Genomic DNA, 21,650 nt, shown 5'->3' on the forward strand with positions numbered 1-21,650 from the left:
CGTGAAGGTGGCTCTGTTTCAGCATTACAATGGCTCAGAGTGACCGTGCAAACGGTTCTTACGAGTCAGAATATACATGCTGCTCTTGTTTATTCAAATTTCTCTTTCTAATTTTTGCATGTGCCCAATATAGAAACAAAATTATAAGCAATAGCATTACACACCCATAATTATCTATTATTACTTCCATGTCCACATGCCTCCTCTTTAGTGGAATTTATTTAATTTAAGTATATCTGGGGCATATAGCTATTTTTTTATTTTTTTGAGATGCAAAAAACCCACAGACATTTGTCCATGGGTTTCTTATTAACTGTGAAACTAAATTAAGAATCAGCCATATCTAAATTTTAGCCTAACTATAGAATATAAAACGATTCATAACATTCCCAGATTAGCTATTATTTTAATTTGATACAACATCCAATATTCATCATACAATAATTCCACACATATCTCTTCCTTTTTTAATCTTCCATTTATTAAATTCCAAAATCTTCCGAATTTTGACTCAGGAATCCACACACCCTCTCTCGGACCATCTCCCATTAATTGCGTTCTATAAATTTCATTATCCTTAGTAGGTTCAATAACTTTATGTATGCCAACGTCCTTTAATTTTTCTTCCAAAACCCAGCTTCTTCTAAATAAAGTTGGTTTTTTTAATTGATACCTGCACATACGATTTTTAACCTCTTCTGAAGCCGCATAATATTGTTTAACAGAATTTTTAACTTGATTAATTATTTTCTCACAAAGAATCTCTACTAATTCTGTTTCACGATTTTCATACTCTTCTTCAAAATTTTTACGATTTAAATTTTTTTCATTTTCAACTTCTTCCTTTAAATACCTATAATCCATATTCTCTTCCTCATTTTCAAATAATGCTCATTTTGCTGTTTCCCTTTTTGGATATCAAAAATTAGTTAATGCGCACGGAATATTCACCTCTTATTCTATTCTGACATTTATGTAACTATTTGGCCAAAATCATATATTGCCCGTCCTCAAATAAGTTTCAGTCTGGTAACTACAGGATTGCCTCCGTTATCCAATAAAGGGGTAAGTCCACCTGAATTTCCCTCTCTATGATAAAGATAATTAATCCCTGTTACAGTATCTACCCAGATTTCAAATTTATCAACGTCATTTTTTTCTTGTTTATATACTTTTTTGAATCTTTCCATATAGTTTCCTTCCTTCCAAATGATTAATTTAATATAAGTAATACTCGTTCAAAATCATCTGCAAAGACTTTTTACATCCTCCCTATTAAAGTCTAAATGGTGCTTTATTTAAACAGTTCTTTACAATTTACAAATTGTGCCGCAAGAAAGAGTGCGTAAAAAGAGCAGACATTAATTCATCAATGTATTTAATATGAAGACTACAACTTAAATCTGCTTGATTACAACTTATAAAGGAATAGGTTATGGCATCAATGGTATACATTTGGTGGCACAAAGCACAATTTATAAATTTTCAATACCAATTATTTTTTAATTTGACGCAACACCTAATCATTATTATGAACTTATTCCATACCCTTCGGTTCTCATATTTTTGTTAAAAACCGAAATATCATTACTTGGAAACCCAGAATCCATTTGTTAGTAACGGCCCCTCCCCTTTCAATTCCTGTCCACTTTTCCATGCTTGTATAGCTAAATCATTTACCCCTGAAATATCTACAGTATAATGTTCAGGTCTATCACCCGCGCCTAAATGGGCCGTTTCAAATATTAGACCATTCTCATCATAGATTTCTACCCAAAATTCTTGTTCCGCACTCTTATATTCACTGTTCAAGCCCAAATCAAACTCCAAAGTAGAATATTCTCCATCCAAGGCATATTTGACATAATATGCCAACTTTATGATGTCCCCACATGATAATTTATACTGATAACTATTTCCAACATTGTCAATAGCATCGCCATATGAAATCAAAAATTTATCCATTTCTCCTTCAAAAGGTTCTTTTGTCAATAAGTTAATTGGCTTTTTTTCTTCATAATAATTGATTTTCTCATTTATTTCATCATCCTCATAGTTAGCCAAACTTTCCTGTAAAAAATTTACGGCCGCCTCATACCCTGATTCCGTGTAGATTCTATCTGCTTCAGAGAACAAATTTTCCTTATATTTTTGTATATATTCTGTCTGCTTTGTATGCAATTCTTCATTATTTGTGTAATCTGTAAGCAAATCAGTAATTAAATTATATGCCTCTAAATACTCGCCGGAATCGGCAAGCCCCTGAGCCTCAGCAATTGAATTCTGTAACCTTTGTTCCTTATACTGCTCATTTACTGCAGAAGATAACTCACTTAAGTCTGAATTGTCTCCTAATATACTTTGAGCTTTTTCTATTGCCGTGTTAGCAGTCTCATAATCTTTTTCTATCAAATAGTTATTGACCTCTTCTTTTAATTTTTCTATGTAATCAGCTGAGCATTCTTCTATTTTCCTTTCAGCATTTGTATGTACTGTAGAAAAAAACGGAATCTTCTCATAATATTGAATAGCTTCGTCATACTTTTGCTCCGCCTGGAGGTCTTCTGCAATTTGATAATTACTCTGAGCATCTGCATTAAATTTCCAAAAAACGGCTACAAATAATACAATAAAAATTATAGCTACATATTTTAATCTACCTTTTTTCTTATTTGTAACGACTTTATTTTTACTACGTTCAATGTTTTTTGTGGAATCTTTTCCGTTAACTACAGGTCTCCTTTGTAAATTTCTTAACTCTTCCTGAAATGTTTGAGCTTTATCATAGCGATCTTCTGGATTATAGCTCATAGCTTTCTTTATGATGTTTTTAAGCTGTTTTGAACCATTCAAAGGTTCTTCCCAAGTCCCCTTAATTTCAATATCTTTTTTCAGTTCTTTACATGTATAATACAAATTACGATTTAATAGCGCATACATTGTAGAAGCCAAAGAGTATTGATCACTTTTAGTTGTTGCTTTGCCCTCATCATATACTTCAGGTGCCATTGTTACAATTGATCCTGCTGCAATTGTGCCATAAATGGTGTGAACCTGTTTTGCAATCCCAAAATCTCCCAACTTAAAAACAGGCTCTTTTCCCTTTAGATCCACAAAAATATTCTCTATCTTTATATCCCTATGAACTTCTCCTCTCGCCTCTAATTCAATCAAGCATGTGCATAATTGGATACCTATTTCTATTACGGTATTTTCAATATCTTTAACCGATGGGATCCAGTCTTCCAGAGGTTTCAACCGTTCCATTTTTATAATGTAAATGCTTTCATTTTCGCCATTGTCATTATAATATCGATATGGCTTATCCCAAAAATTTATCACGCAATTATATCCAGCAAAGGAATCCATAAGTTTTTTTTCTTTTTGTATTTTTTCCCACCCTTCTTGTTCAGATGAAGGTCTATATATCATAAGATATTCCCAAAAATCGATAATTTTTATGACCTCGTCTGTCTCTTTTCCTGCACGATCAAGTATAGCGCATACTACTCCAAAAGTCCCATAACCTAATATACGACCTATAGTTTGACCGGCAAGCCATTCCTCAGGCGGATCGATATTAATGTAATGTTTTGCAAGTTGTCTAAGCTTTTCCCTATGGTTTTCTCCCATCGTACTTTTATGCCTGGAACTTAATGTTAGCGTATTCTCCTTCATTTTCTCTTCCCCCATACATTATAAATTATAATAAATCAATGAATGTCTTATCTTCTTTCCTACAAGCCACTTCTTCTAATCGTCTTTTTACATATTCCCCTACGGATTCATATTGCAACTCACCTTCTTCAGAAAAATATTGTGCTATTTCACTATTTACATTATTTTTCAAATTTACTTTTTCAAGATTATAAAAATCACATTCATTTTCATTCCATATATAACTGGAGTATTTATTTCTTAAAAGTTCATTCTTACTTTTTCTTAGTTCATCATATGGAATGTTATCTGGTTCATTAATATATAAATCCTCCAAAATATAAATTACCATACATTCTAATCTGTCTTTCGGACATAACTGTTCCATTCCGGCAAGCTCTAACAATTGATCTATATCCTCTGGTGTCATCCCAATATTAATAGCCATTGCCAAAAGAACTGATCGTTTAGGTACTAAAGCGTAATTTTTCAGTTTCGTATATGCATTATTGTAAAGCCTTCCAACTTTTTCATTCCGCTGTTTAGCAAGCTTATTAATATTTGCATTTCCTTGCGCCTTCAAATATGCATCTAAATATTCTGCAACTCTAATATATGCACTCTTAAATTCATCAGCATTTCTAAGCATAAATGTCTCAAATTCACTTTCTGTGCGTGCCTGTAGAAGTTCATTTTTAACATAATTGGTTCCTTTACTGGGAAATCCATATAATCTTCTCTTATCTTTATTTTGTATTATATCGACAAACAGTACCTGATATTTTTTTGCTTCTGAAAAAGGTCGATTATTATTAATGAGGAAAATATAAATTGCATCTTCCGGATTTTTGGGATATAATTCTGAGAACTTTGCATACCTTTTTAATAATCTGTTTATCTCGCCTAAGTTGAGTCTACAGAACATTCCTATAGCAATAACATATTCCCTTTTTGTAGGAATCTTGCTTTTCCATGTCTTAGCCGTTCCTTCTGACACACCGCAATACTGTGCCAGCCTATACGTAGGCGGATTGTAACAGCGTTGCATCAATTCCTGAAATATTGTTTTCCAAGTTATAAATGCATCCTCATTATCCTGTAACAATTTGAATAAATCCTCTTTGTTATCACAGTTTTCAACTCTCCGTCTGAACATCTGAGTTTTCAACTAATCCACCTCCCTGGATAACAATATCTATTATAGACATATTATCACATTCTGGTTCCTTCTTCACTTGATTTATCAATTCAATAATGTCCTTTTGCTCATCATATAGTATTTTATGTATTTCTCGAATAGATAACACATCTGTAATACCATCTGTACACATTATAATCCTACTTCCTTGTCTACACCGGTATGAATTATAATAAATCTTTTGTAACGATTTATTTGTATGATCTCCCAAGTATGCCATCAAAATACTTTTTTCCTTACTAATTGCATATTCAGCCTCTGTAATCATACCATATTGAAGTTTCATGCCAGCTAATGATTGATCTTCCGATAATACAATGGCTGATTTTTCATCCATATAAACAATGGGGCTATCTCCTATATTATAAAATTCAATATAACCTATCTCATTTAACACAACTAGCGAGAACGTTGTACCACCCTCTGCATACTTACTCCTTAAAAAATCACTTATTTTATCATTTATGTTTTTCAGCATTTCTAAAATCATCTCTTTAGTTACAATATTCAAATATTTTTTTGTACAATGGATAAATTCTTCTACTGCTAGCTGTGAGGCCATTGCACCATATTGTTCTCCTCCCATTCCATCAAGCACTAGAAAAAATGTTTGTCCGAATATTTCTTTTTCTACGAAATATTGATGAGACTCAAGAATAATATTATCAATTGCTATTCTATCCTGATTTTCTTTTCTTTTCCCGATGTCTGTTACAGCTGTAATCTTAACTTTTAAACTCATACTTTACCAAACCTTTTTTGTTTTATTTTACTATGGCACGCCAAAAGAAATTTTATTTTTTTGTTTAGACTTGTTAAATAAAGAAATATAGGACAGCCAGCAAAATATAAATATATCGGTACAAGATGAGCAAAAATGTACCCTATACAAAACCCCGGCCCACAGATAAACTGTTTATTAAGATTCCTTTTTCCCTACACTTGACAATTGCAATATAAATTATAAGGAGTGTATAAGAAATCAATCTGATTTTTATACACTCCTTTTAATAAAATTAAGAGAGTAATGATTCAAATAAATCATATACTTGTTTATGCCAAAACATCTCTTCTTGAAATTCCATTTCCTTTGATCCTGCAATACTATTAATAAGTGCACCCCCGATTGTATTTTTTCTGGCATTTGCTTTGTTAATAGCAAGATTAGCTTTTGAATTTCCAAAAAAGAAAAATTAACAGTATTATTATTAATTATATAAACATCCGTAAAATACTGTTGTGGAGGATTAGGATGATGAATTATTACGCAAGGATACGATTTTCCAAATAATCCCCCCTCCTTCACGACATCGGTTCGAATATTTGCTGGAACACCTTGTTCTTCAGCCTTTTCTTTCATGCAAGCAGCTATATTTTCCGCATTAAGACCTGTTGCATCTCGAAACGATATTGGATCGGTAATCATTCCACGATTATCTTTCATATTATATGCCATTCAAGCTCCTCCTTTCTTTTTAACAACATATAATTAAGGCAAAATATGTATTATAGTTTTCTGAATAGTACATTCTTAATATTATCCTTTATTCATCTTCCATCCATGCACCACAATGTGGACACCTCATATTTCCTTCTCCACCATACGTAACTTCACATCCACACTTAGGACATACCCATTTTGTAGAATATCCAAAATAAATCCGCTTAAATAATCGTATTAACATATACTATATACCTCCAAGTATTTTTTTGGCGGCGAATAAGATCTCGCCGCCTTTTTTTAGCCCCAAGGATCTTGTCGATAAGTTGCTTTAACGCAGTGGCCTCCTTCACATGATGATCTGTCACTAGCCTCAGTATTTACTTTGACAGAGACTTCGACTTTAGTTACAATCGGTTTCTCGTACTTCATTATTTCACCTCCCTATCATTTCTTGCCAAACAAAGCGCTTCCTTGTAAGACACTTCATTCTCGTAAAATGCTTTTCTTATTTTAGCAATTTTACAAGCTTCTTCAGGACGATACTCTTCATCACCATACAAAAAATCCATTTCTGCCGGACAAATATCGCAATAATATTTTGCATCACATTGAGTACAAATGTATGTAGATGAAGCTTTTTTTCTACTATAAATCGCAAATTCTTCCCAAATTTTATCAAATTCATTATCAAATAAGGATAGAGCAAGATCCACTAAGTAATACAGTATCGCCATCTTGTCATCAGCTATTACCTTAAAGGGATGGCCTTTAAATGGACTAATTGCTTTTATCTCAATTTCCATTGCAGACTCTTCATTTACAACCCCCAGCAATTCATCAATGCTTGTCAGCTTTATCTTTTCTCCGCTCCTGCTATTTTTCATATTCCAGCACCTCCTGTGTCAGATTTCGGTAAGCTTCGGCAACCTTGCTTTTCGGGCAATGGGAATAGATACTGACTCCCTCCGCACTTGTCTCTGCCGCTTTCACCGACATGGGGATTGCAGTTTCAAATATTGCAATCCGTGATCCATAGGTTTCACGCAGCTTCGCCGTGATATCTTTTGCATAATTGGTCCGGTAATCCACCATAGTAAGAAGGATCCCCTGAATCTCAAGTCCCCGATTCAATCTCTTTTTGACCATCAGTATTGTCTTAATCAGCTGCTGAAGTCCTTTTACCGGCAGATATGCTGCCTGAACAGGGATAAGAACAGAATCTGCAGCAACTAAAGCATTAATTGTCATCATTCCAAGACTCGGCATACAATCAATTAAAATGTAGTCGTATCTTTCTCTCATCATATCGATATAATCCTTCAGGATCAGCTCCCTGCTCATCACATTGCCCATAACAACTTCTAGCGCTGAAAGTTCAATATTCCCGGGCATAATATCGATATCTTCCTCATGATGAAGAATGCCTCCGGATGGGTTGACTTCTTCCTCGTTGATCACTGCTGTTAATATATTTGCCAGCGTGATCGGAATCTCATCGGGTTCCACATATCCGAGACTGGCTGTGAGACTTCCCTGGGGATCTGTATCAACAAGCAGCACCCTCTTCCCTTCTCTTGCAAGTCCTATGCCTAAATTTACCGCTGTTGTTGTCTTGGCGACTCCGCCTTTCTGATTTGCTACTGCAATAACTCTTCCCATTCTTCAGTCCCCCTTTTCACATGATTTCTCAGATATTCTTCAAAAATGCTCCGCCGGATCAATACCTTTTTTCCAATCTTATAAACAGATCCCGATATATGAGACAGCCTGACAATTGGTTTATATCCTAATCCGTAATAATCCATTGCCTGTTGATAACTGACAAATTCCCTCTGCAGGAACGCCAGGTCCTCATCGTCGATCAGATTGGAAAACATCCATACTTTTCCATGCATGTTAGCCCTCCTCCTTTGGATCGGAATTATCTTTTGTCTCACGAAACCTTTCAAGATATTCATCAAAAATTTCACGGTTAATCAATACAATTCCATCCATTCTGTAAATTGCTCCTGCCTCATTAGCTAACTCCATTAATTTCTTATGAGACAGACTGTATACAATCTCTGCCTGCTGATACCGAAGGAATTTTCTTCTAAGCCTCCGGGCCGCCTCCATAACTTCACTGCGTTTCTGCTCATTATAGTACATATCTTCTGTTCTCATAAAACAGTCTCCCTTCTTAAATGCGGCCACTACTGCTGTTTATACGTGAGGAATAAAAAAAGAGCACTCTTTGAAATTTTTTCTTTCAAAAAGTGCTCAAATCATCGGTTTCCCGATATGATTCGCAGATAACAACTCTTCACCACGCTTCGTGATACTTCGTGGTTATTTCGAAAATTGTTGTCAAATTGTTGTCAAAATGAATATTTGCTGTCAAATCTGAAGGTCATTTCTTATCCTTAATACAGCTTCGCTCCTGCCGGGATCTGATCATCCACCATCAGAAGATTCAATGCTTCCTGCCCATCGTACTCATGTACCGCACTGATCAGCATACCCTCGGAGTCGATACCCATCATCTTCCTGGGCGGCAGGTTCACGATGGCGATGCAGGTCTTTCCAACCAGCTCTTCCGGCTCGTAATACTCGTGAATTCCGCTTAAAATCGTGCGTTTCCGGTCTGTTCCATCGTTCAGTGTGAACTTCAGGAGCTTCTTACTCTTCGGAACTGCCTCGCATGCCTCCACCTTTACAACCCGGAAATCGGACTTGCTGAAGGTGTCAAAATCAACGGCATCCTCGAACAGCGGCTCAACTTTCACCTTGGAAAGATCAATCTTCACAGCCGGCTCGGACTCCTCTTTCTTGTCCGATTTCTTGCTGTCAGATCCGCCGATGCTCTTCATTGTCGGGAACAGGAGCACGTCCCTGATGGCCGCGGAGTCTGTCAGGAGCATGCACATCCTGTCAATACCGAAGCCAATTCCGCCTGTGGGCGGCATGCCGATCTCCAGCGCGTTCAGGAAATCTTCATCTGTATGCTCGGCCTCCTCGTCGCCTGCTGCCGCATTGGCATCCTGCTGGGCAAAACGCTCTCTCTGGTCAATGGGGTCGTTCAGCTCAGAGTAGGCATTGGCCATCTCCCAGCCGTTCATGAAGAACTCAAAGCGCTCCACGTAGTCCGGATCATCCGGCTTTTTCTTTGTGAGCGGTGAGATCTCGATCGGATGGTCTGTAACAAAGGTAGGCTGGATCAGGTGTTCCTCCGCATACTCCTCAAAGAACATGCTCAGAATGTCGCCCTTCTTATGACGCGCCTCATAGGCAATGTGATGCTCGTCCGCAAGCTTTTTCGCGTCCTCTGTTGTCTTCACCTCATTCCAGTCGATGCCTGCGTATTTCTTCACGGCATCCACCATAGTGATCCTCTCAAAGGGCTTGCCAAGATCGATCTCCACACTGTTGTAGGTGATGGTGGTAGTTCCCAGCACCTCCTGGGCCACATGGCGGTACAGGTTCTCGGTGAGATCCATCATTCCGTTGTAGTCTGTGTAAGCCTGGTACAGCTCCATCAGGGTGAACTCCGGGTTGTGTCTTGTGTCCAGTCCCTCGTTTCTGAACACCCGGCCGATCTCGTAAACTCTCTCCAGGCCGCCCACGATCAGTCTCTTCAGGTAGAGCTCCAGGGAAATGCGGAGCTTGAAGTCCTCTCCCAGAGCGTTGAAATGTGTCTCGAAGGGTCTGGCCGCAGCGCCGCCGGCATTGCTTACCAGCATGGGGGTCTCCACCTCGAGAAATCCCTGGCTGTCCAGGTATCTGCGGATTGAGCTGATAATGTGGGATCTCTTGATAAATGTATCCCGCACCTCCGGGTTCATGATCAGATCCACGTACCTCTGGCGGTAGCGTGTGTCTGTGTTTGTCAGGCCGTGGAATTTCTCCGGCAGGATCTGAAGGCTCTTGGACAGGAGCTTCACCGCAGAGGCGTGAATGGAAATCTCGCCTGTCTTTGTCTTGAAGACCTCGCCCTCAATGCCCACGATATCGCCGATATCCAGCTTCTTGAACTCCTTGTAGGGCTCCTCGCCAACGCTGTCTCTCGCCACATAGGACTGAATATTGCCGCTCTGGTCCAGAACATTACAGAAAGAAGCCTTGCCCATCACGCGCTTCTGCATGATACGGCCGGCAACGGACACGTGCTTGCCCTCCATCTCCTCATAATGATCTTTGATGTCAGCCGCATGGCATGTCACATCATACTTTGTAATCTTAAACGGGTCCTTCCCGTTTGCCTGGAGATCCGCCAGCTTTTCGCGGCGCACCTTCCTGAGCTGGTTCACATCCTGTTCCTGTACATTGTTCTGCTGCCTGGTCACTTTATTCACTCCTTCTTTTTCTTCTTATTTTTGTACTTATTCTGTACCTGTTCTCTTGCTATCTGTACTCTTATATCCGTATGGCTCCTTCACCCAAATCCATCCGCCTGCGTCTGCCTGGTCTGACCTGATCCTGTCGTTTCCGGTCCGGTCAGCCCTCATCCGGCCTGCGGGATTTAGTTTAAATGGAGCGCTCGATCTTAAGTACCTTGTACACCAGTTCCCCTGCCTGCGTCTCCACAGTCACTTCATCGCCCTCCTCGTGGCCCAGAAGCGCCTGCCCCACCGGGGACTCATTGGAGATCTTGCCCTGGAGACTGTTTGCCTCGGTGGAGCCAACGATCTTGAATTCCATCTCCTCCTCAAATTCCTCGTCGTAGACAGTCACTGTGCAGCCAATGCTGATCTTGTCCAGATTGACCTCATCCTCCACAACGACCTCTGCGTTCTTCAGGATCTTCTCCAGCTCCTCGATACGGGCCTCGATATCTCTCTGCTCGTCCTTGGCTGCATCGTACTCAGCGTTCTCGGACAGGTCTCCCTGCTCCCTTGCCTCCTTGATCTTTCCGGCAACCTCTTTCCGTTTTACAACCTTCAGGTTCTCCAGTTCATCCTCCAGCTTTTTCAGGCCTTCGTAGGTCAGAATTGTCTTTTTTTCTTCCATTTTGATCCTCTCCTCTTCCTGCTTACATTCTGTCTATTTTACAGAAGTTTTCTTCTGTTTAAGTCCACTTTCACAATTTCAATATTATACATAACGTCTTTTTCAATGTCAATACATTTTTCCCCTTAACTGTATACTTAATATATACGTAAGAAACGCAAAAAAGAACAGGGACACCACCTGATTGTGATGCCCTGTTCCCGCTTGATTTATACAGACGGACAAACCCTTTTTAATTTCTTTTATACCAGCCGTTCATGCAGAAGAGCCTCCAGCTCCCCGTAGGTCTCCACCTGGTTGATCTCCTCCCGGAGCCGGGCCGAGCCCCGCAGCCCTCTTGTATACCAGGAGACATGGCTCCTCATCTCCCGGATGCCTGTGTACTCTCCCTTGTACTCCACCTGGAGACGGGCGTGTCGCAGCATCATCTCCCGGATCTCCCGGATGTCCGGCCTGGGCGGGATCTGCCCTGTCTCGTCATAGCTCTTCAGCTCGCGGAAGATCCACGGGTTCCCCCTGGCTCCCCGTCCGATCATGACGCCGTCACAGCCGGTCTCCTCCATCATCCGCAGGGCGTCCTGCACACAGGTCACGTCCCCGTTGCCGATGACCGGGATGCGGACCGCCTCCTTCACCTGGCGGATGATATCCCAGTCCGCCTGCCCGGAGTAGTACTGCTCCCTTGTCCGCCCGTGGACAGACACTGCCGCCGCCCCCGCGTCCTCGATGATCCTGGCGATCTCCACCGCATTGACGCAGGTGTCGTCAAAGCCCTTCCGTATCTTGACTGTCACCGGCTTGCGGATGGCCTTCACTGTCCGGGACACGATCTCGTGGACGAGGCGGGGCTGCTTCATGAGGGCAGAGCCCTCCCCGTTCTTCACCACCTTGGGCACCGGGCAGCCCATGTTGATGTCCAGGATCTGAAAGGGCAGTTCCTCTATGGCTTTGGCCTGCTCGCTGATGACCTCCGGCTCGGAGCCGAAGAGCTGCAGGGATACCGGGTACTCCTCCGGGTGAATGGAGAGGAGGGCCTTTGTGTTCCTGTTCTTGTACTGGAGCGCCTTGGCGCTGACCATCTCCATGCACAGAAGTCCCGCCCCCTGCTCTTTGCATAGCAGACGAAATGGCAGGTCTGTCACGCCTGCCATCGGTGCCAGCACATAGGGGTGCTCGATCGTGAGTGTTCCTATCTTCAGCTGTCTTCTCTCTCCCATGTCCTGTGTATCCTTTCTCCCGTCCGATCTTTCTTGGTCTATCCCTTCTCTAGGCATCCTTTCTCCCGTCCGGCCTTCTGCTGCGGAACCGGTTTCTCTCATAGACCAGCCGCAATCCCTCCAGCGTCAGGATGGGATCATAGATGTCAATGCTCTCTGTGGCCGCAGCCAGGATATTGCCCAGTCCGCCTGTAGCCACCACTCTGGCGTCCGTATAGCCGGACTCCTTTTTCATCTGGCTGATAATGTACTCTGTCTGTCCGATGTAGCCGTAGACAAGTCCGGCCTGCATGCTGGACACAGTCTCCCTGGCCAGGATGGTCTCGGGCTTGCGGATCTCGATCTCCGGAAGCATGGCCGCATCCCCCCAGAGGGCCCTGGCGGAGGTGCGGATACCGGGCGCTGTGACTCCCACGGCAAAGGTGCCGTCCGGCTCCACCAGATCGTAGGTGGTGGCAGTTCCGAAGTCCACCACAATGACCGGCCCGCCATAGAGATAGTAGGCGGCCACCGCGTCCACGATACGGTCCGCTCCGGTCTGCCTCGGATTTTCCGTAGCCACCCGGATGCCTGTCTTGATCCCAGCTGACACGATGATCGGCTTCCGGTCAAAGTACTTGATAATGCAGCTGGTCAGAGAGTGCATGATATCCGGCACAACAGAGGCGATGATGATATCGTCCACGTGATCCGGATCCTCCCCCTGGTTGCGGATCAGTTCACGGATGGCGATCCCGTACTCGTCCGATGTGCGGGGCAGCTTTGTAGTCATACGGAATTTGGCCACCAGCTCCTCCTCACGGAAAAGTCCCATTGTAAAGTTTGTGTTTCCCACATCGATTGCAAGAAGCATCTGTCCTGTTTCCTCCTTACTCCCCTGGCGGGGCTGTTCTTGTACCTGCTACAGATCCAGGTCCTCTCCCATAAAAAACACTCTGTAGTAGAGCTGGAGGGACTGGAGCAGCTCCGCCTTCTCCTGCTGGAGCTGCTTGATCTTCAGCCTGCTCCCGATCTCGTCGAACATGGCATCCCCCTCCGCGGATGTGACCTCAAAGCACAGATCCCCGTTCTCCTCGTAGACAAGGGTCAGGATGCCTCCCACGTCGTGGACATAGAGGACGCACATGATCTTCAGCTCGTCCTTTACATGATCCGGAAGCTGCTCAAAATCCGGGTTCAGATAATATTTTTCCTCGTATGAATTGGCTCCGCAGAGCACGATCTTTCCATTATACATATCCATAAATTCCTCTCACAGAGACCTCCCCCGCAAAGACGGCCTCCCTGCTGCCGTCCTCCTTCCGCACGAGGAGCTCTCCCCTGTCATTAATGCCAAAGGAGAGGGCATTGTACTCGTGTCCCGGCTCCAGGACCCGCACTTGCTCTCCCACATTCACCAGCAGCTCATTGTAGGCCTCCCGCATCCCGGACAGGTCATTTGTCCCCAGGAAGCGGCTGTAATTGTCCTCAAAGCGCTCCATCACCGCGGCTATGAGGGGCCCCCGAAGGAAGCTCCTGCCCGCCTCCAGCATAAGAGAGGTGGCCCTGTCCGCAATGTCCTCCGGAAAGGAGGGCTGGTTCACATTGATCCCCACGCCGATGACGATATAGTTGATATAGTCCATCTCCGCGCTCATCTCCGTCAGAATGCCGCAGAGCTTTTTCCCGCCTGCCACAATGTCATTGGGCCACTTAATGCGGGCATCGATGCCGGTCTTCTCCCGGATGGCTTCCGCCACGCTCTGGGCCATGACAAGGGTCAGCATGGGGGCGTCCGAGGGCCGGATGTCCGGCCTGAGGAGAAGCGACATATAGATGTCCCTGCCCGGCGGAGAATCCCAGCTGCGTCCCCGGCGTCCTTTTCCTGCCATCTGCCGGTCCGCCACCGCCAGGGTCCCGGCGGGAGCCCCCTCCTCACCCAGTCTCTTGGCCTGGGTGTTGGTGGAATCCGTCTCGCGAAAATAAGAGACATTCCGCCCTGCCCACTCAGTGGAGATCCTGCTCTCGATCTCCGCCTGTGACAGTATGTCCGGGCTCTCGCTCAACCGATATCCCCTGTTGCGGACTGCCTCTATCTGATAGCCTTCTTCCTTCAGCTGTTCTATTACTTTCCAGACAGCAGTTCTGGAAACATGGAACTTTTCGCAGATCTGCTGTCCGGACACATATCCTTCGCTCTCCCGGAGCATGGATAAAATCTCAGTCTTCTTCATATCCCACTTAATCACCGAGGGTGGCGACCATGATGGCCTTGATGGTGTGGAGACGGTTCTCCGCCTCGTCAAACACGACGGATGCCTCGCTCTCGAACACGTCCTCGGTTACCTCTTTTCCTTTATTTGCCGGCAGGCAGTGGGAGAACAGTGTGGTAGACTTGCCTGTCCTCTTCATGAGCTCCGCGTTGACCTGGTAGGGCAGCGCCAGCTTGGTGCGCTCCTGCTCCTTCTTCTCCTCTCCCATAGAGAACCATACGTCGGTGTAGAGCATATCTGCTCCCTCCACAACGTCCAGCTTGTCGGAGACCTCCACAGTGGAGCCGGCTGCCTGCGCAAAGCCCTTGCATGTCTCCACCAGCTTCTCGTCCGGCCAGAGCTCCTTCGGCGCTGCCACGGCCACGTTAACGCCCACCTTGCTGCAGCCCACCAGAAGGCTGTTGGCCACGTTGTTGCGTCCGTCGCCCAGATAGACGATCTTCAGCCCCTTGACATGTCCAAAATTCTCCTTCAGCGTCAGCAGAGTGGCCAGGCACTGGGTGGGATGCCACTGGTCTGTCAGTCCGTTCCACACCGGCACGCCGCTGTACTCGGCCAGAGCCTCCACAAAGGACTGCTCAAACCCGCGGTACTCGATACCGTCGAACATGCGGCCCAGAACCCGGGCTGTGTCCTCTATGCTCTCCTTCTCCCCCAGCTGGAGCTCGCTTCCCGCCAGGTAGGTGGCTGTGGCCCCCTCGTCCTGGGCTCCGATGGTGAAGGCACACCGGGTTCTGGTGGACGGCTTCTCGAAGATCAGGGCAATGTTCTTTCCCTTCAGGCTGTCGCCTTTAATTCCCTTTTTCCTCTTCTCCTTCAGCTCCTCCGCCAGGTCCACCAGATAAATGATCTCCTCCGGTGTAAAGTCAAGTAATTTCAAAAAGCTTCTTCCTTTTAAATTCATTTTATATACATTCCTTCCTGCTGTCAGTGTATACACCCTATAATCATGCATACAAATGCATAAAAATGAGGTGTACCGCTTTCATCATAGCACTTTTGTATATTTTATTCAAGAATTTTGTATATTTATGCTTTCTTTTCTTCCTTTCCGTCCGAGGCGCCCACCTCTGCCAGGGATTTCACCAGGCCGGCAATTCCCTGGATCTCGGAGGGGATGATGATCTTGGTGGCCTTTCCGTCAGCCGCCTTCTCAAACGCCTCCAGGCTCTTGATAGTGAGGACGGACTGGTCTGCGCCCGCCTCCTTCAGGAAGCGGATACCGTCGGCATTTGCCTGCTGCACCTTGAGGATGGCCTCCGCCTGTCCTTCTGCCTCCCGGATGGTGGCCTCCTTCTCTGCCTCTGCTTTGAGGATAGCTGCCTGCTTCGCGGCCTCGGCGTCCAGGATGACGGACTCCTTCTTACCCTCCGCCACGAGGATGGAGGATTTCTTCTCACCCTCTGCCCGGAGGATGGCCTCACGTCGCTCACGCTCCGCCTTCATCTGCTTCTCCATAGCGTCCTGGATGGCTGCCGGCGGGATGATGTTTTTCAGCTCCACCCTCTTCACCTTGATGCCCCAGGGATCTGTAGCCACGTCCAGAGTAGCCCGCATTTTCGTGTTGATAGTCTCCCTGGATGTCAGCGTCTGGTCCAGCTCCAGGTCACCGATGATGTTTCGCAGCGTGGTGGCTGTCAGGTTCTCGATAGCCATGATAGGATTTGCCACGCCGTAGCAGAACAGCTTCGGGTCTGTGATCTGGTAGAACACAACGGTATCGATGCGCATGGTAACGTTATCCTTTGTGATCACAGGCTGGGGCGCGAAGTCCACCACCTGCTCCTTCAGATCCACACGCCTTGCCACCCGCTCGATGAACGGGATCTTGAAGTGGATGCCCACTCCCCATGTAGCCTGGTAGGCTCCCAGCCGCTCAATGACGAGCGCCTTTGACTGCTGTACTACCTTGACACAGGATATGAGTATCAGTACGACAAAAATCAAGAGAATAATTCCAACAACTGCCCCCAACATATTACAGTTCCTCCTTTTTCTTTACAATCAGTTTCACGCCCTGCACTCCTTCTACAGAGACGATCGTGTCCTTCGGGATGACTCCCTCCGGTTCATCCGTCCTGGCGGACCAGGTCTCCCCGTCCACCTCCACCAGTCCCTGGCTCTTTATCGTGTCGATGTCCTCCAGGACCACGCCCTGGCGCCCGATCATGCTCTCCACGTTGGTGCTCTGCCGCTTGTTGTTGAAATACTTCAGCGCGATGGGGCGCGTCAGCACAAGAAGCACAACTGACACCACCAGGAACAGGACGATCTGCGTGATGATCCCGAACCCCAGTATACCTGCCAGGAAGGCTACCAGCGCGCCTGCGGCAAACCAGATAGTGGTCAGTCCCAGGGTGGCTATCTCGATGACGAGCAGCACGATAAAGATGATGATCCAGTAAATTGGCGACATGCTTCTCCCTCCTTCTCTTCTAGCTTTCTATACTGCTTTTATCTCTTATTCTCCTCTGCCTGCCCGCCTCGAACATGAGCACAGTGGAAGCAATGGCGACATTCAGAGACTCTACCTCTCCCTCCATGGGGATGCGGATCCAGGTGTCCGCCAGCTCCGCCACCTCCCGTCGCAGGCCGTTCCCCTCATTTCCCATAAGAAACGCGCACCCGCCTGTGTAATCCTCCTCATCGTAGGCCCTCTTTCCCTCCAGGTGAGCGGCAAAGGTCCGTATCTTCTCCTGTTTCATCTGCCCCAGAAGCTCCGGCACATCATCCACATACAGACAGGGCATCCGGTAAATGGAGCCCATGGTAGACCGGATAGTCTTCGGGTTGTACAGATCCACACAGTCCCTGCCAAGAAAGATGCCTGTCACCCCCGCTCCCTCTCCGGTGCGGACGATGGTGCCCAGATTGCCCGGGTCCTGCAGATTGTCCAGGACCATGAGAAGAGGCATTTTCCCACTTTCGTCCGGCCGCAGCAGCTTCTCCCGGGACACCCCCGGCATCCTCCCTGCCACGCAGAGCACTCCCTGGGGCGTCTTTGTGTCGGACACGTATCCAAAGACATGGTCGGAGAGGATCTCCGGTCTGACACCGGCCTGGCCGGCCTTTCTGTCCGCCAGCTCCCGCTCTCTCCCGTAAAATGTCTCCGATACGTAGAGCTCCCGCAGCATCTCCCCCGGGATCTCCCGGAACATGCGCAGCCCCTCCGCCAGAAAAACCTGCTCCTCATCCCTGGCTCTTCTCTTTTTTCTGAGTGTGACCAGTCTCTTCACTTTTGGATTTGCCGTGCTCGTGATCATGCTGCCTTCTCTCCCCCGCGGTGTTTTCCGGGAAGCCCACAGGGCTCTCCCTCCAAAATAGTAATAAAAGGGCTGCCCGCGCAACTGCATCGCCGCGCGGACAGCCCGATAGATCCGATGAATTTCCTACATCTTAAAGCGGTAGCCCACTCCCCAGATGGTCTCAATATACTGCGGATTGGCTGTATCCATCTCTATCTTCTCACGGATCTTCTTGATATGCACTGTGACAGTGGCGATATCTCCGATAGATTCCATGTCCCAGATCTCGCTGAACAGTTCATCTTTAGTATACACATGATTAGGGTGACTTGCAAGAAAAGTCAGCAAATCAAACTCCTTTGTCGTAAAATTCTTCTCCTCCCCGTTGACCCACACTCTGCGGGCCGTGGTGTCGATCTTCAGTCCCCGGATCTCGATGATCTTGTTGGCCTCCGCCGCGCTTCCCACAAGCCGCTCGTAGCGGGCCAGATGGGCCTTCACGCGGGCCACCAGCTCGCTGGGACTGAAGGGCTTGGTCATGTAGTCGTCGGCTCCCAGGCCCAGCCCACGGATCTTGTCAATGTCGTCCTTCTTGGCCGACACCATGATGATGGGCGTATTTTTCTTATCCCGCACCTGACGGCAGATCTCAAAGCCGTCCACCCCGGGCAGCATCAGATCCAGGATGAGAAGGTTGAAATCCTCGTTTAAAGCCTTCTCAAGCCCCGTCTCCCCGTCATTGGCCACTTCCACCTCAAATCCGCTCAGCTCCAGATAATCCTTCTCCAGATCTGCGATGGCCTCTTCGTCTTCCACGATCAGTATCTTATTCATTTACCGGCACCTCCTGATATTTCCGGAGGACAAAATACATGGTGGTCCCAGTGCCTTCCCGGCTGGTGGCCCATATTTTTCCTCCATGGTCTTCTATGATCTTCTTGACAACGGAAAGACCGATCCCGCTTCCTCCCTTAGAGGAGTTCCGGGACGCGTCCGTCCTGTAAAATCTCTCGAATATATTGGTCAGGTCCTTGGCGGCAATGCCGCAGCCGTTGTCCTCCAGCTCCACCTGGACGAAATCTCCCACGTCCTTGACACGCAGGTTGATCTTGCCCTTTGCCTTGTCCATATATTTCAGAGAGTTGTTGATGATATTGTGGATCACCCGCTTGATCTGCTCCGCGTCCGCGATGACCTTCACGTCCTCCTCCACATAGTTGAAATAGCCGAACTCCACACCCCGCTGCTCCAGCTCCAGAGCCAGATCCTCGGCGCAGTCGTCAAAGTAGTTGTTCACCGAGAGGGTGTCAAAATTGTAGGGGATGCGGTTCGTGTCGATCTTGGAGTAGAAGGTCAGCTCGTTGATGAGAGTATCCATCTCCCCCGCCTTGTTGTAGATGGTGCGGATATATTTTTCCAGCTTCTCCGGCGTGTCCGCCACGCCGTCCATGATACCCTCGGCATAGCCCTTGATGGTGGTCACGGGGGTCTTCAGGTCATGGGAAATGTTGCTGATGAGCTCCTTATTCTCTTTATCAAAGGCCAGCTTCTCCTCCGCGTTGGCCTTCAGTCTCTTGCGCATCTCCTCAAAGTCCCGGCACAGCTGTCCCAGCTCGTCGTCGGTCTCCCACTTCATCTCAAAGTCCAGGTTTCCCTCCTTGATGTTCTGGGCCGCCTGCTGCATCCTGCCCAGGGGCTGCATGACAGTCCGGTAGATCCAGAGCACAAGCAGCGCCGCCGTAAAGATAAGCACCAGGGCGATGACCACCAGCACGTCCACCGCAAACTCCCTGATCTCCGGGATCATATCCCCCACGTCCGTGACGATAAAGGCGCTTCCGTCGGTTCCGTCGGTGTACTGGAAATCAATCTGTTTCACAAGGATCTGTACATCCCCCCCATAATAGAGGCCCGCGTCAGAGGTGGTCTCTGTGTTTCCGTAGGGAGGCAGCTTGCTCAGCACGCCGTCCAGGCTCTGCACCTTCTCTCCCATATAGGTGATCGTGTCGTCCTTGCGCACGATAAGACAGGATTTCTTGTCCGCCAGCATATCGTTAAATTCTGCCAGGTAGGTGGCGTCCTCCAGCTTGTCCGGCTCTGTCAGGGCTGTCGCCTTCAGCTGATGGCAGGGCTCCACGGTGAGCTGCCCCAGCACCTGCACCGGGTTGGTCAGCACCTCCAGTGTGGTCCCCGTCAGGCCGTAGGTCTTCTCGATGGAGCTGATCTGGTATCTCCCCAGCAGAAGGATGAACAGGGATGTGAGCACCACAGGCACCATGATAACTGTAAAAAATGCAATGATCAGTCGGGTTTTAAACTTCATAGCATAAACCTCCGCTGTTATTTTAACATAAAAAGAGCGCTTTCCCAAAAAAGCGCTCATAAATTTTTATAAACTTTTTATAAATATGGCGCCGGGCCTTTACAGGCGCCCGGAGGACACCGCAAATATTCCGAGGCTCCTACAGATATTTCTTCAGATCCTCTGCCCTGTCTGTCTTCTCCCAGGGCAGATCCAGATCCGTGCGGCCAAAGTGTCCGTAGGCCGCCGTCTGCTTGTAGATAGGCCTTCTCAGGTCCAGCATCCGGATGATGCCGGCCGGGCGGAGGTCAAAGTTCTCCCTGATCATCTCCACGATCTTCTCATCAGACAGCCTGCCGGTTCCGAAGGTGTCTACCATGATGGATGTGGGATGGGCCACGCCGATGGCGTAGGAGAGCTGGATCTCGCACTTCTTCGCGATCCCCGCGGCCACGATGTTCTTGGCCACGTACCGGGCCGCGTAGGCCGCAGACCGGTCCACCTTGGTGCAGTCCTTTCCGGAGAAGGCGCCGCCGCCGTGGCGCGCCATGCCGCCGTATGTATCCACGATGATCTTGCGGCCCGTCAGTCCGCTGTCCCCGTGAGGTCCGCCGATGACAAACCGTCCTGTGGGGTTGATGAAGAACTTCGTGTGCTCATCTGTCATGCCCTCCGGGATGACCGTGTCAAAGACATACTTTTTGATGTCCTCGTGGATCTGCTCCTGGGTCACATCCGGGTCGTGCTGGGTGGACAGAACCACTGCCTCCAGCCTGGCGGGCGCTCCGTTTTCATCGTACTCCACTGTCACCTGGGTCTTGCCGTCCGGACGAAGGTAGGGAAGAGTTCCGTTCTTCCTCACTTCCGCCAGCTTCCGGGCCAGCTTATGGGCCAGAGCAGCTGAGTAGGGCATCATCTCCGGCGTCTCGTCTGTGGCGTATCCGAACATCATGCCCTGGTCGCCGGCGCCGATGGCGTCCAGCTCCTCCTCTGACATCTTGTTCTCCTTTGCCTCCAGGGCCTTGTCCACGCCCATGGCGATGTCGGAGGACTGCTCGTCAATGGCTGTGATGACGCCGCAGGTGTCCGCGTCAAAGCCGTATTTTCCTCTCGTGTAGCCGATCTCCCTGACTGTGTCGCGGACGATCTTCTGAATATCCACATAGGCGTTTGTAGTGATCTCTCCCATGACAAGCACCAGACCGGTAGTAGTGCATGTCTCGCAGGCCACGCGGCTCATGGGATCCTGCTCGATGAGGGCATCCAGAATGGCGTCTGAGATCTGGTCGCACATTTTATCCGGATGGCCTTCGGTTACTGACTCTGATGTAAATAATCTTTTTTCCATT

22 protein-coding genes and 1 pseudogene are annotated in these 21,650 nt (G+C 47.1%); all 23 read right to left on the reverse strand.

Annotated features, from left to right (window positions below; genetic code table 11):
- Positions 1–378: 378 nt before the first annotated feature.
- The 23 genes and pseudogenes from H7U36_RS14550 to metK all read right to left on the reverse strand — a co-directional run bounded on the left by H7U36_RS14550 (position 379) and on the right by metK (position 21,649).
- A complete protein-coding gene (locus H7U36_RS14550) occupies positions 379–864 on the reverse strand; it encodes a hypothetical protein (protein ID WP_205156400.1) in 486 nt (161 codons plus the stop codon).
- A gap of 146 nt (positions 865–1,010) precedes the next feature.
- Entirely contained in the window at positions 1,011–1,190 is a 180-nt protein-coding gene (locus H7U36_RS14555) for a DUF6440 family protein (RefSeq protein ID WP_205156401.1), read from the reverse strand.
- 397 nt (positions 1,191–1,587) lie between these two features.
- A complete protein-coding gene (locus H7U36_RS14560; RefSeq protein WP_205156402.1) occupies positions 1,588–3,693 on the reverse strand; it encodes a protein kinase domain-containing protein in 2,106 nt (701 codons plus the stop codon).
- Positions 3,694–3,703: 10 nt separating this feature from the next.
- Positions 3,704–4,825: a hypothetical protein gene (locus H7U36_RS14565; RefSeq protein ID WP_205156403.1), complete on the reverse strand. Its 1,122-nt coding sequence runs from the start codon at positions 4,823–4,825 to the stop codon at positions 3,704–3,706.
- The gene (locus tag H7U36_RS14570; protein WP_205156404.1) at positions 4,794–5,597 is read right to left on the reverse strand and encodes a PP2C family protein-serine/threonine phosphatase; all 804 of its coding nucleotides are present in this window, start codon (positions 5,595–5,597) and stop codon (positions 4,794–4,796) included. Before H7U36_RS14570 ends, H7U36_RS14565 begins: the two co-directional genes overlap by 32 nt.
- A 252-nt stretch (positions 5,598–5,849) precedes the next feature.
- Positions 5,850–6,311, reverse strand: a complete 462-nt coding sequence (locus tag H7U36_RS14575; protein WP_205156405.1) for a hypothetical protein — start codon at positions 6,309–6,311, stop codon at positions 5,850–5,852.
- Positions 6,312–7,030: 719 nt separating this feature from the next.
- A pseudogene (locus tag H7U36_RS15530) lies at positions 7,031–7,183 on the reverse strand (ParB/RepB/Spo0J family partition protein); the annotation flags it as partial.
- Positions 7,173–7,958: a ParA family protein gene (locus tag H7U36_RS14585; RefSeq protein ID WP_205156406.1), complete on the reverse strand. Its 786-nt coding sequence runs from the start codon at positions 7,956–7,958 to the stop codon at positions 7,173–7,175. The gene H7U36_RS14585 and the pseudogene H7U36_RS15530, both read right to left, overlap by 11 nt.
- Positions 7,937–8,194 carry a DUF6462 family protein gene (locus tag H7U36_RS14590; RefSeq protein WP_205156407.1) on the reverse strand — a complete coding sequence of 86 codons (258 nt, stop codon included), beginning with the start codon at positions 8,192–8,194 and terminating at the stop codon, positions 7,937–7,939. Before H7U36_RS14590 ends, H7U36_RS14585 begins: the two co-directional genes overlap by 22 nt.
- Before the next feature lies 1 nt (position 8,195).
- A complete protein-coding gene (locus H7U36_RS14595) occupies positions 8,196–8,462 on the reverse strand; it encodes a DUF6462 family protein (protein WP_205156408.1) in 267 nt (88 codons plus the stop codon).
- A 239-nt stretch (positions 8,463–8,701) separates the two neighbouring features.
- Entirely contained in the window at positions 8,702–10,621 is a 1,920-nt protein-coding gene (gene lysS / locus H7U36_RS14600) for a lysine--tRNA ligase (protein WP_205156414.1), read from the reverse strand.
- A 181-nt stretch (positions 10,622–10,802) separates the two neighbouring features.
- A complete protein-coding gene (gene greA / locus H7U36_RS14605) occupies positions 10,803–11,285 on the reverse strand; it encodes a transcription elongation factor GreA (RefSeq protein WP_033125957.1) in 483 nt (160 codons plus the stop codon).
- A gap of 242 nt (positions 11,286–11,527) precedes the next feature.
- Positions 11,528–12,502, reverse strand: a complete 975-nt coding sequence (gene dusB / locus H7U36_RS14610) for a tRNA dihydrouridine synthase DusB (protein WP_205156409.1) — start codon at positions 12,500–12,502, stop codon at positions 11,528–11,530.
- A gap of 49 nt (positions 12,503–12,551) precedes the next feature.
- Positions 12,552–13,355 (reverse strand): type III pantothenate kinase, encoded by an 804-nt coding sequence (locus H7U36_RS14615; RefSeq protein WP_033125956.1) that lies wholly within the window; start codon positions 13,353–13,355, stop codon positions 12,552–12,554.
- A 48-nt stretch (positions 13,356–13,403) separates the two neighbouring features.
- Positions 13,404–13,739 (reverse strand): DUF6145 family protein, encoded by a 336-nt coding sequence (locus H7U36_RS14620; RefSeq protein WP_033125955.1) that lies wholly within the window; start codon positions 13,737–13,739, stop codon positions 13,404–13,406.
- Complete coding sequence (locus tag H7U36_RS14625; protein ID WP_033125954.1) at positions 13,732–14,715, reverse strand: biotin--[acetyl-CoA-carboxylase] ligase; 984 nt, start codon at positions 14,713–14,715, stop codon at positions 13,732–13,734. Before H7U36_RS14625 ends, H7U36_RS14620 begins: the two co-directional genes overlap by 8 nt.
- 7 nt (positions 14,716–14,722) lie before the next feature.
- Positions 14,723–15,658, reverse strand: coding sequence for an ornithine carbamoyltransferase (argF, locus tag H7U36_RS14630; protein WP_205156410.1), 936 nt, complete (start codon positions 15,656–15,658; stop codon positions 14,723–14,725).
- A gap of 125 nt (positions 15,659–15,783) precedes the next feature.
- Positions 15,784–16,731: an SPFH domain-containing protein gene (locus H7U36_RS14635; protein ID WP_033125952.1), complete on the reverse strand. Its 948-nt coding sequence runs from the start codon at positions 16,729–16,731 to the stop codon at positions 15,784–15,786.
- 1 nt (position 16,732) lies between these two features.
- On the reverse strand, positions 16,733–17,170 hold the full coding sequence (locus H7U36_RS14640) for an NfeD family protein (protein WP_033125951.1): 438 nt from the start codon (positions 17,168–17,170) through the stop codon (positions 16,733–16,735).
- A gap of 19 nt (positions 17,171–17,189) precedes the next feature.
- Entirely contained in the window at positions 17,190–18,017 is an 828-nt protein-coding gene (locus tag H7U36_RS14645) for a TrmH family RNA methyltransferase (protein ID WP_205156411.1), read from the reverse strand.
- 126 nt (positions 18,018–18,143) lie between these two features.
- Positions 18,144–18,833, reverse strand: coding sequence for a response regulator transcription factor (locus H7U36_RS14650; protein WP_033125950.1), 690 nt, complete (start codon positions 18,831–18,833; stop codon positions 18,144–18,146).
- Positions 18,826–20,322 (reverse strand): sensor histidine kinase, encoded by a 1,497-nt coding sequence (locus H7U36_RS14655; protein ID WP_191493435.1) that lies wholly within the window; start codon positions 20,320–20,322, stop codon positions 18,826–18,828. Before H7U36_RS14655 ends, H7U36_RS14650 begins: the two co-directional genes overlap by 8 nt.
- A gap of 139 nt (positions 20,323–20,461) precedes the next feature.
- A complete protein-coding gene (gene metK / locus H7U36_RS14660) occupies positions 20,462–21,649 on the reverse strand; it encodes a methionine adenosyltransferase (protein ID WP_138304911.1) in 1,188 nt (395 codons plus the stop codon).
- Between the last annotated feature and the right edge of the window lies 1 nt (position 21,650).

Source organism: Faecalicatena fissicatena (assembly GCF_016900595.1).
Taxonomy (GTDB): domain Bacteria; phylum Bacillota; class Clostridia; order Lachnospirales; family Lachnospiraceae; genus Claveliimonas; species Claveliimonas intestinigallinarum.